This window comes from Cellulosimicrobium sp. 72-3 (genome assembly GCF_013127315.1).
Classification (GTDB): domain Bacteria; phylum Actinomycetota; class Actinomycetes; order Actinomycetales; family Cellulomonadaceae; genus Cellulosimicrobium; species Cellulosimicrobium funkei.
Genome location: NZ_CP053419.1, coordinates 2,559,466 through 2,576,591, shown reverse-complemented (window position 1 = coordinate 2,576,591; position 17,126 = coordinate 2,559,466). Strand labels below are relative to the sequence as shown.

Here is a 17,126-nt window from a genome sequence, read left to right as displayed (position 1 = left end):
CGCATCCGCCAGGCTCCGGTATGGTTGCCACCGTGGCTGTCGACGTGCGTGAACAGGAGAAAGCGGACGTCGTCGCTCCCGTTCCCGCAGCTGCTCCGCGGCCCATCTGGCAGGCTCTGGGAGCGATCGAGCACCCGTTGGCATTGGGTCGCTACCAGAGTCCGCTGCGCTATCCAGGGGCCAAGAGCGGCTTGGCCCGGGTGATCGGAGATCTGCTCAAGTCAGCACAGGCTTCGTCGGCCATGGATCGGATCGACCTCCTTGTCGAACCGTTTGCTGGCGGCGCCTCGACGTCATTGCGCCTCCTTGGTGAGGGAACCGTGGAGAGGGCCGTACTCGCGGACGCCGACCCACTGGTTGCGAGCCTGTGGAAGGTGGCGGCCGCGCGGACGTCCGAGCTTGTCGAGCGCATCAGCTCCGAGCACGAGGAGTTTGTCAATGGCGGGGGCGACCGCGCCCTTGCGCGGTGGGACTACTGGCGCGCCTGGGCACCAGCCGCTGGAATGAGCCAAGCTACAGAGGAACTCGAGCTCGCAACCAAGTGCCTGTTCCTGAATCGCACCACGTTCTCCGGGATCCTCCACGGCCGCGCCGGTCCGATTGGGGGCCGGAAGCAGGTGTCGAAGTACACGATCGGTTGTCGCTTCAACGTGGCCGCGTTGACTGAGCGGCTGGAGTACGTCGGCCACCTGTACGAGATCGGCCGGATCGCTGACGTGTGGTGCGCCGATTGGAAGGAAACGCTCAACCGCGTCGTCACCTACTACAAGAAGCTCGTCCCGAACCGGGTTGTCGCCTACCTCGACCCGCCCTACATCTCCAAGTCGTGGAAGCTCTACCGGCAGTCATTCGACGTCGAGGCGTCCCGGCTAGGCGTCGAGGCCGAGTGGACGGCTGGCCTTCAGCACCACCGTCTCGCTCAGTACTTGCGCACGGAGGCTCGTTTCCGCTGGATCCTGTCGTACGACTACGACGATGTCCTCCTCGACGACCCTGCGCTGTACGCGGCAAAGGCGATGCATCCGTCGGACAACGTGCGCGCCAACGACGGCGTGAAGACATGGCGAATCTCGAAGCGCGTCGTCGGACTGAACTACTCAGCTTCGTCCCGAACCGGTCGTGGAGCGGCGAAAGAACTCCTGCTCACGACCCTCCCTTCGTCCGCAGTGCCAGATGACGACAGGCTGCGCGCCATTGCAGAACCGAGGTCATGACGCCGGAGGAGCTTCGACCGGGACTCGTGCGAGTGCGATGTGCGTGAAGCCGAGTCGATTGAGATCGCGAACTGTCTGCATTAGTGTGAGTCGGCTGAAGAACGGCAACCACTCGACCCCGGACGCTCGGGAATTTGCGATCACCACATAGGTGATCATCACCTTTTCCCGCGCTGGTTCTGTGCCGTTCGGGGGAACGAACTCGAGCCACGCAGACGGATTTGTGCTCCCAGCCGCCTGCTTGATCGCCGCGCGGACCTGGTCACGCAGCGGTCCGTCGACGAGCGACTCCGCGGAGACATGTCCCTGGGCGAAGAGGTGGCTTAGTGTCGATGAACGGGACTTGCGCTTGACGTGAATGAGTGAGCCGTCTTTGCTCAGTAGGTCGCAGAACTCGATCTTGGATGTCGCCCCGTCCGGCGCGACGAGCTTCTTATCGAGCAGCGTGAGGTCGGGAGAAGCCGCGGCGGCCCTGGCGTTGTAGTCCCCTTCGGACTCGCCGGGGTGTCCTGGTGGGAGCTCTACCGTGGCCGATGGCAGCGCAGCCACGGCAGCGTCCACCTGGTTGACCAGCGAGTCGGCAACTTCGAACCACCGCCCCTCGACGAGCGCGTACAACTTCCCCTCCACCCTCTGCTCAGTGACGAGACATTGGTAGACGCTCCACTTGGTGACGGGCTCGTCACCACGGATGAACTTGACGGAGACCTTCCGGTTCTTGAGCAAGTCAATCGTGAGCCCGCTTGCCTTCGTCGCGGGCTCGGCAAGGTAGGCGTCGAGGTCGAGTTCGTCGAACTGTGTCTGGCGCTTTGTGGGCGCAATGACGAAGTGCTCGATGTCCTCCCACTCGAGGTTCTCGGGCATCGCCATGTGCGTCGAGGAGGTTTCGCCAACCCGGAGTTGGTCGACCATTAGCTCGTCGAGTGAATCAATGAGTGCCGGATTCTTCACCTCTGCAAGTTGATCGACCCAGCCGAAGGAATCCTGGTACTTGGTTGCGGTGTAGTGCTTATACAGGTCACGAAGTAGCGCGGGTAGATCGGTGACTTTCGTGCCAACTCCGAGCACAAGCGCGTCCGCACCGCTGACGGACTTGTACTGGCTGCCGCTAGGGGCGATCCCGGTGACCGCTCGAAGGATGTCCCGCAGGACATCAACTCCGAACGTCGGGAGTTCCGTAGTTCGACTCGTCTGCGTGTTAGTCGACACGACCATCTCGTCGAATTTCTTTGTATCCAGGCTGCGAATCTGACGCTCGTCGATCAGGTTGAGTGCAACCTTCAGTCCGAACCGTCGCTCGATCTTCGCCTGGTTCAGGAAGCTCCGGCCGTAGCCGAACGTCAGAGCGAACATATGGTCATCAACCCTTAGGACGAGTAGGCCCGACGCGGAGGCTGACTGGACGCCCTGGAGCCCTCCCTCGACAACCGGCTCGACGTACGTCGCCCACGTCGGTGTGGTCGGGAGGTTCTTTTTCCCGTAGAACCGGCCGGCGAGCCCCGAATCCGCCGTTAGCTCGCTGCGAACGAGACTAGTTGCGCCATCCTCGGCGAGGGCATCATCGGGCTCGGTGACCTCGTGGAGGAGGAAGATCGTGAGACGCTGCGTAGGCATGTATGGCTCCGGGAGAATGTGTTTCGACGGTACTGCATCTGGGTGCCTCGGGACCCGATCACGGTCAAACGTGCCTTACGGGGCGGATTTTGCGGACAGCTCGTGAGTCGGCGCCCGAGCCGAAGATCGATACTGCGCCAGGATGGCGCCAAGTGGCCTACTCGGCCACCCGCGGACTGCCAGTGGCATCCTGGACGTCATGACCGACGACCGCGCAGCTCAGCCCCGCCAGAGGCCCGCGGTCCACGCTCCGATCGCAAACATGCAGGTCATACGCACTTTCCGTGTCTCCACCGTGGATGTCGGGGGTTCGAGTCCCTCCGGGCCCACCCACCCCTCCCTCCCCGCCGGTCACGGTCGTGCCGTGCTGCGACGTGGTACCCGTCGCCCGTGCGAGCGCAGCGCGCCGTGTCGGCGGCCGCCCCTAGCATCGGGCCCACCAGCAGCGACGACGTGACGGTGAGGTAGAGGGTGCTCGAGAAGGTCAAGGGTCTGTTCCGGCGTGACGAGGGGCAGACGGGAGGCGACCGCCCGAGCGCTCGGCTCGTCGACGCCCTGAAGGTGCTCGCGGTCGCGTCGCCGGAGCTCGCGGACCGTGCGGTCGCGTACGTGCACCGGGGCGAGGGACCGGAGGTGCTGCTCGAGCTGGAGGCGCTGCGGGGTGGCGACGTCGAGGCGCTCCTCGGCCGTCCCGGTCAGTCCGGGGTGTACTCGTGGACGACCCCTGCCCAGGACGACCGGCTGAAGGCCGCCGTGCCGGGGTGGACGTCGGCGAAGGCGGTCACCGCGCGCTCCAACCTCTACACGCTCTCGGACTCCGTCACCGTCCCGGAGCTCGTGCGCCTCGGCCGCGTCCTCAGCGCGGTCTCGTCCGAGGTGGACCGCGAGCGGGCGTCGGACCCGCGCTGGCTCACCACGCTCGTCAACGACATGTCGCGGCGCGCGAACGAACGCCGGCACGGCCAGAAGGGCAAGGGCGCGCCCGACCGCTGGACGCCGGACCTGCTCGTGGCCCTCGCGGTCGAGGGCGGCGTGCCGGAGGCGGACGCGCCGGCGGTGGTGCTGCGCGAGCTGTTCGAGCGGCCGGCGTCGGCAGGCTGGGCGTCGCGGCACCTGGGCCCGGCGCTGCTGGGCGACCCGGCGCGGGAGTTCGTCGTCGCGCACCTGGACGTCGCGACGCGGGTGCTGCCGGGGGTGAGCGCCGCGGGGCGTGGTGAGCTCGTGGCGCTCGTCGCGGCGGACCCGGCGGCGACCGAGACGCTCGCCCCGCTGCTCGCCGTGCTCGCCGCGGACACGAGCAAGGCGGTGCGCGAGGCGGCGGTCGCCGCGCTCGTCCCGCTCCCCGCGGCGCGGCAGCGCGAGCTCCTCGCCCCTCTGCTCACGTCGCTCCCGGCCTCGCGCGTCGGCGCCGTGGTGACGCGGCTCGCCCAGGTCGACGGCGGTCTGGCCGCCCTGGAGGAGGCGGCCGAGCGGTCGACGGGCGCCCGGGCGACGCTGCTGCGCGACACCGTCGAGCGAGCGCGTGTGCTCGACGCCGCGCAGGAGGACGAGCCCGAGATCGACGTGCCGCCCTTCGCGCCGCTGCCGGAGACGGTGCTCGGCGACGAGTTCGTGCGCGCCGCGCGGGCCGCGATCGACACCGCCCTCGAGCGCGCCCGCGCCGACCAGGCGGCGCACGCAGGGAAGAAGGACGACGACGGGTGGCCGCGGTGGCGCCGTCTGACCGTCGAGCAGGACCTCAAGGAGCTGCCCGGCATCACCGACGAGGACCTCCGGGTCTTCGCGGCGTTCCTGTCCGGGACGAGCACCCGGCGCCCCGGCGGCGTCGTCATGCGCCGGCTGTCCGCGCCGGGCGTCTTCTCGCGCCTCCCCGGCATCACGCTCCTGCACCGGCTGCGGCTGCAGGGGAACGAGGGACGCGGGCGCAGCGAGCGGTTCGGCTGGTACCGGCTCCACGAGGGCGACCTGCTCGACGTCGACCTGCGCGTCCTCGACGAGGCGCTGCGGCGCATCGGACGCGACGACGCCGGGGCGCTGGTCGACGAGCTGTACTTCTCGACCTGGTGGGCGACCGACACGGTGACGCCCGAGCACGCGTGGCCCTACTACGCGGGGCACCTCGACCGGCTCGCCGCCGCGCTCGACGACCGTGAGCGCACGTACGGCAGCGCCAAGCCGGCCCGGGCGCTCGCGGTGCTCGCACAGCTGCCGCAGGTCCCGCGCCGGTTCCTGCCGCGCCTCACCGAGCTCGCGCTGGGCGAGGGCCGCACCTATCGCGCGACGGCGCAGGCGGCCCTGAGCACGCACCCCGGGGTCCGCGGGCTGGCCGAGCAGGGCCTGGGCAACGGCCGGTCCGAGGTGCGCCGCAGCGCGGCGGAGTGGCTCGCCCGGCTCGGCGACGTCGAGGCGGTGCCGGCGCTGCGCGCCGCGCTGGGCAAGGAGCGCAGCGAGGTCGTGCGCGCCGCGCTCCTCACGGCGCTCGAGGCGCTGGGCGAGGACATCTCGGCCGACCTCGCGCCCGAGGCGCTGCTCGCGGAGGCGACCAAGGGCCTGCGCGTGAAGAAGCCGGTCAGCATGGCGTGGTTCGACCTCGACGCGCTGCCCGCGGCCCGCTGGGCGGCGGACGGCTCGCCGGTGGACCCGACGGTCCTGCGCTGGTGGGTCGTGCTCGCGGTCAAGCTCAAGGACCCGAGCGGTGCCGGGCTGCTGGAGCGGTACCTGTCGCTGCTCCAGGAGGAGGACCGCGCACGGCTCGGCAGCCACGTGCTCGCGGCCTGGGTCGCGCAGGACACGCGCAACCCCTCGCCGCAGGAGAGCGACGCGTACGCGACGGCCGGTGCCCAGCTGCGGTACGACCAGTACCAGGCATGGGCCAAGCGTTCGCCCGAGCACTACTCGGTCGAGGCGACCAAGACGCTCGAGGACCACCACCGCGACCTGTACCGCGAGCACCAGGCCACGTACGTCGGCTCGGCGGTCAAGGACAAGGGTCTGCTCGCGCTGACCGTCGCGATGCCGGGCGCGGAGCTCGCCGCGACGTTCCAGCGCTACGCGAAGGCGCACGTCGGGCGCCGCGCGCAGACCGAGGCGCTCGTGCACGCGCTCGCGGCGAACGGGCAGCCGGCCGCGATCCAGGAGCTCCTCGCCGTCTCGCGGCGGTTCCGTCAGGCCACGGTCCAGGAGACCGCGCAGCGCCTGGCGGCCGAGCTCGCGGAACGGCGCGGCTGGACGGCGGACCAGCTCGCCGACCGCACCGTCCAGACCGCGGGCTTCGAGGACGACGGCCTGCTCCACCTCGACCTCGGTTCCCGGGAGTACGTCGGGCGCATCACCCCCGCCTTCACGCTCGAGCTCACGAGCGACGCCGGGAAGGTGGTCAAGGCGCTCCCGGCGCCCCGGGCGCAGGACGACCCCGAGCTCGTCGCGGCCGCCAAGAAGCAGCTCACCGCGAGCCGCAAGGAGCTCAAGGCCGTGGTCGCCCTGCAGACCCAGCGGCTCTACGAGGCGATGTGCGTGGGCCGCACGTGGACGGCGTCGGAGTGGCAGGAGTACCTCCTCGGTCACCCCGTGATGTCGCGCCTCGTCGAGCGGCTCGTCTGGGTCGAGAACCCCGGGACGGAGGGTGCCCGCCCGTTCCGGCCCGACGGCGGCGCGCTCGTCGACGTCGACGACGAGGACGTGGAGCTCGGGGCGGAGTCCACGGTCGGGCTCGCGCACGCCGTCCTGCTCGGCCCGGAGGCGACGGCGGCCTGGACGGCGCACCTGGCGGACTACGAGGTCACCCCGCTCTTCGCGCAGCTCGACGTCGCGACGCCCGACGTCCCCGCGGGCGCGACCGCGATCGACGACCACAAGGGCTGGTTCTCCGACAGCTTCTCGATCCGCGGGCGCGCCACGAAGCGGGGCTACTCCCGCTCGCAGGCCGAGGACGCCGGGTGGTTCAGTGCGTACACCAAGGCGTTCACGAGCGCGGGGATCGTCGTGCAGATCGAGTTCACGGGGTCGTTCGTCCCGGAGGAGAACATCCCGGCCGCGGTGACGGCGCTGACGTTCGAGCGGACGGGCCGCGGCTCCGGACGGGGGACCGCGCGGATCGCGGACCTGCCGCCCGTCCTCGTCGCGGAGGCCTACCGGGACTATGTGGCGGTGGCCGAGGCGGGGTCGTTCGACCCCGACTGGGAGCGGAAGAGCCAGTGGTGACCCGCCGGACGCTCCCGTGAGCGGCGGCGCCGCCCCGTGATCGTCGTCGCGACGCTCGCCTGGCTGCTCGTCGCCGTGCTCGCGCGCCGGTCGACGGCAGTCCGGTCCGCCGTGAGCACGGCGACGTCGACGCTGCTCGCCCTCGCGGGCGTCGGGGCGGTCGTCGTCGTGGTGGCCGTCGCCGCGGACGACGGCGGGACCCGGGCGCTCGGCGCCCTCGCGAGCGTGCCCGCCGCGGCCGGCGCGGTCGCCGCCGGGACGTGGTGCGCGCGAGCGGTGGTCCGCCCGTGGACGGCGCGGCGGCGCGAGCGCGCGGCGGGCCGGGTCGCGTGGCAGGACCGCGTGCTCGCCGCCGCGGCGCGCACCGGGCCGCGGGTGCGAGGCGTGCGCGTCGCCGACGTCGCCGCCCGTTCGGCGTTCCGCGTCGCCGGTGTCCGCGTCACAGGCCTCGCCGCCGAGATGTCGTACTACGGCCTCATCTCGCTCATCCCGCTGACGACCGCGATCGGGTCGAGCCTCGGCTTCCTGCGCCCGCTCCTCGGCGACGACACCGTCGACTCGATCCGTTCGTCGATCGTCGGCGGGCTCACCACGGTGTTCGCCGAGCACGTGTCGACCTCCGTCGTCGCGCCGCTCGTCGACAGCCTGCTCGACGAGCAGCGCACCGGGTTCGCCGTCGGGTCGTTCCTCGTCGCGCTCTGGCTCGCGAGCCGCGTCTTCCGCGCCGCGGTCCGCGCCCTGGACGACGCGTACGGCGTCGAGCGACGCCGCGGGGTCGTGGCGCAGTACGTCCTGGGGGTCGCGCTCGCCCTCGGCGCGATCGTCACGGCGGTGTCCGTCGTCGCGCTCGTCGTCGTCGGCCCGCTCCTGGGCGACGGCGCCGACCTGGCCGAGCGGCTCGGTCTCGACGCGGCCTTCCGGCAGACGTGGGACGTGCTGCGCTGGCCGACCGTCGTGCTCGTCTGCGGCGCGTACCTCACGCTGCTCTACCGCTACGCACCGAACGTCGACACGACGTGGCGGCGGTGCCTGCCGGGCGCGGCCGTCGGGACCGGCGGCGTCCTCCTCGTGTCCTGGGGGTTCGGGCTCTACGTCCGGCTCGCGGGACCGGCGGCGCCGGGCTCCGAGGCGGGGACGACGGCGGTCGTCCAGGCGGCCGGGCAGATGCTCGGCCTCGTCCTCGCCGGGGTCCTCTGGGGCTGGCTCACGAGCATCGTCGTGCTCGTGGGCGGCGTCGTGAACGCGGAGGCCGACCCGCACCGCGTGGTCCCGGCGGGACGCGCCACGGGCGCAGCCTGGACCGGTGGGGAGAGCGCCCCGTGACGCGCACGGCCGCCGAACCCGTCGACGACCGCTCCCGCGGCACCGGCGCCGGCCGTGTGGGACGCGGCTCCTACGCTGACCCGCAGGACCACGGGCACGGTGCCCGCGACCGGACCAAGGAGGAGCCCGGGTGACGAGCACGACGACCGGTGACGAGCAGGCGCCCCCGGCGCTCGCCGAGCTGCGACCGCCGGCGGAGGTCCGGTACGCCGACGAGCTCGCGGTGCTCGCCGAGACCGACGCCCGACGCGGGGCCGACGTCCCGCCGGGCTGGCGCCTGAGCCCGCGCGCCGTGCGGGCGTTCGTCGTGGGCGACCGGGAGCTGGGCGTGAGCCGCAAGTTCTTCGGTGACGACCCGCTCGTCGACCGCGCGGTCGTGTCGCTGCTCGGCAGGCAGGGCCTCATGCTCGTCGGTGAGCCCGGCACGGCCAAGTCCCTGCTGTCCGAGCTGCTCGCCGCGGCCGCGAGCGGCACGTCGACCCTCACGGTGCAGGGCACCGCGGGCACGAGCGAGGACCACGTGCGGTACTCGTGGAACTACGCGCTCCTCATCGCGGAGGGGCCGAGCGAGCGCTCGCTCGTCCCGTCGCCCGTCTACCGCGCGATGGAGAGCGGGCGCGTCGCGCGGTTCGAGGAGATCACGCGCTGCGCCCCGGAGATCCAGGACACGCTCGTCTCCGTGCTGTCCGAGAAGCAGCTCATGGTCCCCGAGCTCGGCGCCGACGCCCGTGTCGCGGCGCGGCCCGGATTCAACGTGCTCGCCACGGCGAACCTGCGCGACCGCGGGGTCCACGAGATGTCGGCCGCGCTCAAGCGGCGCTTCAACTTCGAGACGGTCGCGCCGATCCGCGACCGCGCGTTCGAGATCGAGCTCGTCGAGACGCGCCTCACGGCGGAACTGGGGCCGGCCGCGGACCGTCCCGTGCTCGACCGTGACGTGCTCGAGGTGCTCGTCACCGTGTTCCAGGACCTGCGCACCGGCACGACGGCGAGCGGCGCACCGGTCAAGCGCCCCGAGACCGTGATGTCGACGGCGGAGGCGGTGAACGTCGCGATCGCGGCGTCGCTCGAGGCGCGCTACCTCGGCGACGGCACGGTCACGGCCGGGCAGGTCGCGCGCCAGGTGGGCGGCGTCGCGCTCAAGGGCGACGAGGAGGACGCGCGGCGGCTGCGGCACTACGTGGACAACGTCGTGCGGGAGCGCGCGCGGTCGGACGCACGCTGGAAGGACTTCCTCACGGCGGCGGGCGACCTGTGGCAGTAGCCCTGCGCGCCGCGTGGGGCGCCGCGCCGCCGCGGCTGCGCCAGGCGGCCCACGACTTCGCGCTGCTGCGCGAGCGGGACGGCGTGCACCTCGTCGGGGTGCGCCACCACAGTCCCGCCTGCGCGGTCGCGGTGGCCGCGCTGGTCGCCGAGGTCCGGCCGTCCGTCGTGCTCGTCGAGGGGCCCGAGGAGTACACGCGCCTCCTGCCCGCGCTGCTCGACGAGCGGACGGTCCCGCCCGTCGCGGTCCTCAGCCTCGCCGGCGACCTCGCGGACGCCGCGGGAGGCGGCGTGCGCGCCGCGGGCTTCTACCCGCTCGCGCGGTACTCGCCCGAGTGGGTCGCCCTGCGCGCGGGGCACGCGGCGGGCGCGGAGCTCGCGTTCGTCGACTCCCCGTGGGGGGAACGGACGGCCGAGGAGGACGACGAGCGGGGAGCGGCCGCGCGGACCGTCCTCGCGGAGCGCCACCTCGCGCACTCGCGCACGGTCGCCCGGCTCGCGGAGCGGCTCGGGTGCCGCGACCACGACGAGCTGTGGGACCACCTCTTCGAGGCGCGCGAGACGGCGCGCCTGCACGACTGGCGCGAGCTCGTCGACGACGTGTTCGCGTGGGCCGCGCTCGCGCGGCTCGACTACGAGGACGAGGCGCTCGCCGCCGACGGCTCGCTCGACCGCGAGGCGCGCATGTCCGCGCGCGTCGCGGAGCACGCCGCGCGTGCGGACGGGCCGGTCGTCGTCGTCACGGGCGCGTTCCACACGCTCGCCCTCGTCGAGGCGCTCGAAGGGAGCGAGCACGGCGCGGCGGTCGTGGCGCGGCGCCCCGCGGACGGGTACGGCGACCTCGCCGACGCCCCCGCGTGGCTCGTCCGCTACGACGACGAGCGGCTCGACGCCCTGCGGGGGTACGGCGCGGGCATGCCCGCGCCGGGCTACTACGACCGGGTCTGGGCCGCGCACCACGACCCGGCCGGGCCCGCTGCCGCCGCGGCCGGGGTGCTGGTCGACGTCGGGCGCGGGGCGTCGGAGCGCGGGGCCCTCGTGAGCGTGGCCCAGTCCCAGGCCGCCGTCGAGCACGCGCACCGGCTCGCGGCCCTGCGGGAACGGCCCTGGCCGTGCCGCACCGACCTGCTCGACGCGATCACCTCGTGCTACGTGAAGGACCGGGACGACCTGGACGCCGCGGGAGACCGCCCGCTCGGTCTCGCGGTCGCCGAGGTCTTCGCCGGGCGCGCGCTCGGCGACGTCGCCCCAGGCGGTGCGGCCCCGCCGCTCGTCGAGGAGGCGCGGGCCCGCGCCCGAGCGCTGCGCCTCGACGTGTCCGACGCCGTGCCGCGCACCGTGCGGCTCGACGCCCGCCGTCGTGCCGCGCACCGCGACCGGCGCCGGTTCCTCGCGCTGTGCGCGTTCCTCGAGCTGGGCTTCGCCCGCCGGGTCTCCGGCCCCGACCACGTCGCGGGCCGCGGGCTGGGCCTCGTGCTGGAGGAGTGGACGTACGCGTGGACGCCGCTCGTCGAGGCGCGCCTCGTCGAGCTCTCCCACCGCGGGGCGACGCTCGAGGCGGTCGCGGTCGCGCTGCTCGACGACGCCCGCGAGCGGGCGCGCGAGGAGCGCTCGAGCGACGCCGTCGCGCGCCTCGTCGCGCAGTGCGTCGTCGTCGGGCTCCCGGAGCGGCTGCCCCCGCTCGTCGCGCTCGTGCGCTCCACGCTCGACGTGGACCCGTCGCTCGCGTCCGTCGTCGCGGGCATGCGACGGCTCGTCGCGCTGTGGCGGGCGCGCGTCGAGCTGGAGCTGGGCGACCACGCGCAGGCCCTGCTCGACCTCGCGGAGCAGGGGCTGGCCACGGCCGCGTACCTGGTCCCGGACCTCGCGGCGGCCGACGCGACGACGCAGGACGACGCCCTGGCGAGCCTCGTCGCGCTGCGGTCCCTCGTGCGTGACGTGCGCGGCGCGGGCCGGGACGGACCGGGCTCGGCGGCCGCGACGGTGGGGCAGGCGCTCGCGCTCGTGCGCGAGGACGCCGACGCGTCCCCGGCGGTGCGCGGCGCGCTCACCGCGTTCGCCGCCGTCGACGACGAGCTCGACGACGAGCTCGACGACGAGCTCGGCGGCGAGCCCGGCGACCGCGGGCTCGTCGAGCGGGTGCGGGCCCAGCTCGCACCCGGCGCGGACCCCGTGGCGGCGACGGCGTTCCTCGGCGGGGTCCTGCGCGCGGCCCCGGACCTCCTGCTCCACACGCCGGAGATGTTTGACGCCGTCGACGAGGGCCTGCGTGGTCTCGACGAGGACGCGTTCCGCGCGGTCCTGCCGGACCTGCGGCGCGCGTTCACGTGGTTGCGGCCGACCGAGACGCACCGGCTCGCCGAGCGCGTCGCCGCCCGCACCGGGACGCGCGCGGACGCGCTGGACCGGCGCGTGCACGTCTCGGAGGACGACCTGCGGGCCGCGCTGGTGGTGGAGCGCGAGCTCGTCGCCGTCCTCGAGCGGGACGGGCTGGGCGCGTGGGCTCGCGGGAGCGCCTCGTGACGGCGGGCGGCGGTCTGGGCGTGGTCGGGCGGGCGGACGACCAGGAGGCCGCGCGGCGCTGGCGGCTCGTGCTGGGCCGGTACGCGGGCGACGCGTTGCCCGTGGCGCCGCCGGACCAGGCGCTGGACCGCACGCTCGGGCACCTCTACGACCGCGAGTACACCGCGCGCGGCCACCGGCACGGCACCGGGGGAGACCCCGACGGCGACGGGGGCAGGGGCCGCGGAGGCGGCCGCGGCGGGTCGGTCGTCGAGGGGCTCGACTGGCTGGGGTCGGCGCGCGAGCTGTTCCCGCGCGAGACGTTCGAGCGCATGCAGGTCGAGGCGGTCGGCCGGTACGGCATGACGGAGCTGCTCGCGGACCCGCAGGCGGTCGAGGCCGTCGAGCCGAGCACGGAGCTGGCGTCGGCGCTCCTGCGCGTGCGGGGCAGGCTCGGGCCGCAGGTGCAGGACGGGCTGCGACGGATCGTCGCGCGCGTCGTCGAGGACGTGGTGCGCCGCCTGCGCCCCCGCTTCGTGACGGCCGTCGACGGGCGCCGGGACCGGACCCGTCGCTCGTTCGTGCGGTCGAGCCGCACGTTCGACGCCGCCGCGACGGTCCGCGCGAACCTCGGCCGCTGGGACCCGGAGCGCGGGCGCCTGCTCGTCACGGACCTGCGCTTCTCGGCGCGGCGGCGCAGGGCGCTGTCGTACGACGTCGTGCTGCTCGTCGACCAGTCGGGGTCCATGGCGGCCTCGGTGCTCTACAGCGCGGTGAGCGCGGGCATCCTCGCGGGGCTGCCGGGGATCACGGTCCGCCTCGTCCTGTTCGACACGGCGGTCGTCGACATGTCGCACCTCGCGCACGACCCGGTGACGGTGCTGCTCACCGCGCAGCTCGGCGGCGGGACCGACATCGCGCGCGCCGTGCGGTACGCGGAGCAGCACGTGCGCGACCCGCGGCGCACGGTCGTCGCGCTCGTCAGCGACTTCGAGGAGGGCGGCTCGGTGTCGCAGCTGGTGTCCGCGGTGGGGCGCCTGCACGCGTCGGGCGTCCGGCTGCTCGGGCTCGCGGCCCTCGACGGGCAGGCGAACCCCGCGTACGACCGCGGCGTCGCGCGCCGGCTCGCGGAGCAGGGCATGGAGATCGCGGCGCTCACGCCGGAGCGGTTCGCCGAGTGGCTGGGCGAGGTGCTCCCGTGAACGGGGTCGGCGCCGGGCCCGGTGCGTGGGCTGCGGTGTACGCGGGGTACGACGACGACGCCCTCGCCACGCTCGCGAGCCCGGGCCTCGTGCGGCGCGCCCGCAAGGACGTCGCCGCCGGGCGGGTCGAGCCGGTCGAGGCGCGCCCCGACGGCGTCGTCGTGTCCGTGGCCGGGGTGCGGGTCGAGCTCGACGCGCGCGGTCCCGCGGGGGCGCGGTGCGCGTGCCCGACGCCGGGCACGTGCCAGCACGTCGTGGCCGCGAGCCTGTGGGCGCGGGGGACGGGTGCCGCACCCGCGCCGCCTCCCGCCGTGGCAGGTGACGGCGCGACGCCGTCCCCTCCCGCCCCGGACCCGGTGGCGGAGATCCTCGCGCTCGACCCGCGCGTCGTGCACCGTGCCGCGGGCGCCGCCGTCGTGCGGGCGGTCGCCGAGACGGTGCCCGCTCGTCCCGCGCAGGCGTCGGCCGACGGTCTCCCCGTGGAGGGGGCGGTCGGGGGGCCGCCCGTGGAGGTGGCGGTCGACGGCCCGCGCGCGGAGGTCTCGTGGCCCGGCGCGCCGCGCGTCACGTACGTCGCGGGGGCGGGGTTCCCGGGGATGCTCGTGGCCCGCGAGGGGGCGACGTGGAGCGACGCCGACGAGCGCCGGTGGCGGCTGGAGGCGCTCGTGCAGGTGTGGCGTGCGCACGGTCGTCCGTGGCCCTGGCCCGAGCGGGCCGCCGCGACGCCGCGTGCCACGGGCGTCCCCGACGCCCGGGCGGTGGCCGACGAGGTCGTGCGCGCGGTCGAGCGGCTGCTCGACGTCGGGCTCGCGCACGTCGGCCGCGACGACCTGGAGGAGTTGCGCGGTGCGGGTGTGGTGGCGCGGCTCGGCCGGCGGCCCGCGGTCCAGCGCCTCGTGACGTCCGCGGTCGGGCGGCTCGAGGCGCTCGCGGACCGCCGCGACGCGGTCGACGAGACGGACTGCCTCCTGGCCCTGGCCGAGCTGTGGGCGTACGTGCAGGCGGAGCCGCCGCCCGACGCCGGCACGCCCGACGAGCGCCCGACCGACCTGGCGCGGGTCGTGCCGCTCGGTGCGCGGTGGTGGGTCGCGGCGTCGGGCGCGCGCGGGGTGACCGTGCACCTGTGGGACGCGGACGCCGGGCGCGTGCGGTCGGTCACCACCGGCCGCCCGCCGGGCGCCGACCCGACCTTCCGGCGCTCGTGGGACCTCCCGCTCGTCTGGGGCCGCTCGGTCGAGGCGCTGTGCCGCGGCCCGTTCGCGCTCCGCGGCGCGACCGAGCGGGCGGACACGGGGCTGCGCGCGGGCGAGGGGCCCGACGTCGGGCCGCTCGGGGCGCTCGACGCCGACGAGCTCCGCGACGTCGCGGCCCGCACCGCGACGACCCCGCCGCGGGCCGAGGCCGGGTTCGGCCGGACACCCGCCGCCGTGCGGGTCGTCATGGTGCGCGAGGCAGGGGCGATCGGCCTCGACGAGGTCGCCCAGGAGCTCACGTGGACGCTGGTCGCGGCGGACGGCGCGGAGACGGTCGTGCGCGTCGACGCTGCGGACGAGGCCGCGTGCGACACCCTGCTCGGGGTCGCGGCGGGGAACCGGCGCGTGGTCGCCGTCACCGTCGAGCGCGACCTCGCGTCGCGGCGCGACGAGGCCGTCGGGCTGTTCGTCGACCGCCCGGGCGAGGGCCTCGACGTCGTCGTCCCGACGCTGACGCCGGCGTACGACCACCGGGCGTGGTCGACCCCGTGGACCCGGCTCCGCGCCCGGGTGCGGTCGCTGCGCGGGCGTGCCGGCACGCACGCGCGGGAGGTGGTCGTGCCCACGCCCGTCGAGGAGGTGTGCGACACGCTGCTCGACACGGTCGTGGCGCTCGCCGCCACGGGGCGCCGGCACCTCACGCCCCACCAGGCGAGCGCGCTCGCGCGCGCCGCGCGCACCGCCGACGACCTCGGGGCGACGACGCTCGCCGCCGCGGTCGGCCTCGTCGCGCACGAGCCCGACGCGGCCCGGCTCCTGCGGGCCGGCTTTGTCGCGTCCCGGGGCCGGGCGCTCGCGCGCGCCGTGGCCGCCGCGCCCGACCCTGGGCCCCGAGCACGGGAGGGGAGCGCGTGAGCACCTACGCCGTCCACGTCGGCTCGCCCGGACGGGCCCGGGTCGAGCACGTCGCGGACGGTCCGCCGGACCCGGTCCGCGAGACCTGGGACGACACGAACCGGTGGTACCCGCCCCTGCTCGCGGCCGGGCGGCGCGTGGAGCGGTCGCACGACCTGCGCCTGTCCCACGTGCTGCTACGACGCTCGCGGCTCGTCGCGGGTACGCCGTTCGCGCGGCGCGACCCCGGGCCGTGGGACGCGCTCGCCGCGGTGCCGGCCGGGCGCGACCCGTCCGCGCCGCGGCAGCCCGTCGGGCTCTTCGAGCTCGGTGCGCAGGACGGCCCGAGCGTGCGGCTGGACCCCGTCGCCGAGCTTCGCGACCAGCTCGCGACCGCCGCCGCCGCGGACGGGCCGGACGCCGCGGGGCGGCTGCGGCTCCTGCTGGCCGCCGAGTCCGCGGGCGCACTCGTCGCCGCCGAGATGCACCACGCGGGCGTGCCGTGGCGCGCCGACGTGCACGACGCGATCCTCAGCGGCGAGCTCGGACCACGGCCCCGGCCGGGCGAGCGGCCCGCGCGCATGGAGGAGCTCGTCGCACGCATCCGCGCCGCGCTCGACGCGCCGCCCACGCTCAACCCCGACTCCCACCCCGACCTGCTCAAGGCGCTGCAGTACGCGGGCGTCGGCGTGCGGTCCCTGCGCAAGGGAGAGCTCGAGCGCACGGACCACCCCGTCGTCGAGCCGCTGCTGGAGTACAAGAAGCTCGCACGGCTCCTCACGGCGAACGGCTGGGCGTGGCTCGACACCTGGGTGCACGACGGCCGGTTCCGTACCGAGTACGTCGTGGGCGGGGTCGTCACCGGCCGGTGGGCGTCGAGCGGCGGGGGAGCGCTGCAGCTCCCGAAGCAGGTGCGGCGCGCCGTCGTCGCGGACCCGGGCTGGCGGCTCGTCGTGGCCGACGCCGCGCAGCTCGAGCCCCGCGTGCTCGCCGGGCTCGCGCACGACGAGCGCATGGCCGCCGCGGGCCGTGGGGGCGACATGTACGCGGGGATCGTCGCGTCGGGCGCCGTCGCGACCCGCGACCACGCGAAGGTAGGGATGCTCGGCGCGATGTACGGCGGCACGACGGGCGACAGCGCGCTCGTGCTCCCGCGGCTCGCGAAGGCGTTCCCCGACGCCATCGGCCTCGTGGAGCGCGCCGCCCAGGCCGGCGAGCGCGGGGAGGTCGTCTCGACGCTCCTCGGCCGCAGCTCCCCGCGGCCCGGCGAGTCGTGGCACGCCGCGCAGGACGGGGCGTACGCGGTCGAGGACGCCGGTGCCACGGAGGACGCCGCGTCCGGGGCCGACGCGCAGGCGCGGGCCCGGTCGTACACGCGGGCCTGGGGCCGGTTCACGCGCAACTTCGTCGTGCAGGGCACCGCCGCCGAGTGGGCGCTGTGCTGGCTCGCGTCGATCCGGCGGCGGCTGTGGGACCTGCCCCTCGCCGCGACCCCCGGGGCGGCGCCCGCCCCGTTCGCCGACCGAGCGCACCTCGTCTTCTTCCTGCACGACGAGGTCGTCGTGCACGCGCCGGCCGAGCTCGCCGAGACGGTCGCGCACGAGGTCCGCGCCGCGGCGGCCGAGGCCGGACGCCTGCTGTTCGGCGACTTCCCGGTCGACTTCCCGCTCACCGTCTCGGTCGTCGACCACTACGCCGAGGCGAAGTGAGGCGCGGCGGGC

Annotated in this window: 9 protein-coding genes; 8 read left to right on the top strand and 1 reads right to left on the bottom strand. The window is 74.8% G+C overall.

Features of this window, described 5'->3' with window-relative positions; translation table 11 throughout:
* Positions 1–32 precede the first annotated feature (32 nt).
* Complete coding sequence (locus HKK73_RS11675) at positions 33–1,214, top strand: DNA adenine methylase (RefSeq protein ID WP_171468059.1); 1,182 nt, start codon at positions 33–35, stop codon at positions 1,212–1,214.
* On the opposite strand, the gene HKK73_RS11670 is transcribed toward HKK73_RS11675, so the two are convergent.
* The gene (locus HKK73_RS11670) at positions 1,209–2,828 is read right to left on the bottom strand and encodes a DUF6119 family protein (RefSeq protein WP_171468058.1); all 1,620 of its coding nucleotides are present in this window, start codon (positions 2,826–2,828) and stop codon (positions 1,209–1,211) included. The two genes, HKK73_RS11675 and HKK73_RS11670, sit on opposite strands and share 6 nt — an antisense overlap.
* A 471-nt stretch (positions 2,829–3,299) precedes the next feature.
* On the opposite strand from HKK73_RS11670, the gene HKK73_RS11665 reads away from it, so the two are divergent.
* The 7 genes from HKK73_RS11665 (at position 3,300) to HKK73_RS11635 (ending at position 17,114) form a co-directional block, all read left to right on the top strand.
* Positions 3,300–7,028, top strand: a complete 3,729-nt coding sequence (locus HKK73_RS11665) for a DUF4132 domain-containing protein (protein ID WP_171468057.1) — start codon at positions 3,300–3,302, stop codon at positions 7,026–7,028.
* A 36-nt stretch (positions 7,029–7,064) separates the two neighbouring features.
* Positions 7,065–8,351: a YihY/virulence factor BrkB family protein gene (locus tag HKK73_RS11660; protein ID WP_171468056.1), complete on the top strand. Its 1,287-nt coding sequence runs from the start codon at positions 7,065–7,067 to the stop codon at positions 8,349–8,351.
* A 130-nt stretch (positions 8,352–8,481) separates the two neighbouring features.
* A complete protein-coding gene (locus HKK73_RS11655) occupies positions 8,482–9,615 on the top strand; it encodes an AAA family ATPase (RefSeq protein WP_171468055.1) in 1,134 nt (377 codons plus the stop codon).
* Positions 9,606–12,137 (top strand): DUF5682 family protein, encoded by a 2,532-nt coding sequence (locus HKK73_RS11650; RefSeq protein ID WP_171468054.1) that lies wholly within the window; start codon positions 9,606–9,608, stop codon positions 12,135–12,137. The genes HKK73_RS11655 and HKK73_RS11650 overlap by 10 nt, the downstream gene beginning before the upstream one ends.
* Positions 12,113–13,318, top strand: coding sequence for a VWA domain-containing protein (locus tag HKK73_RS11645; RefSeq protein ID WP_216607982.1), 1,206 nt, complete (start codon positions 12,113–12,115; stop codon positions 13,316–13,318). Before HKK73_RS11650 ends, HKK73_RS11645 begins: the two co-directional genes overlap by 25 nt.
* Entirely contained in the window at positions 13,315–15,426 is a 2,112-nt protein-coding gene (locus tag HKK73_RS11640; protein ID WP_171468053.1) for a hypothetical protein, read from the top strand. Before HKK73_RS11645 ends, HKK73_RS11640 begins: the two co-directional genes overlap by 4 nt.
* On the top strand, positions 15,423–17,114 hold the full coding sequence (locus HKK73_RS11635) for a bifunctional 3'-5' exonuclease/DNA polymerase (protein ID WP_171468052.1): 1,692 nt from the start codon (positions 15,423–15,425) through the stop codon (positions 17,112–17,114). The genes HKK73_RS11640 and HKK73_RS11635 overlap by 4 nt, the downstream gene beginning before the upstream one ends.
* The last annotated feature ends 12 nt before the right edge of the window (positions 17,115–17,126 follow it).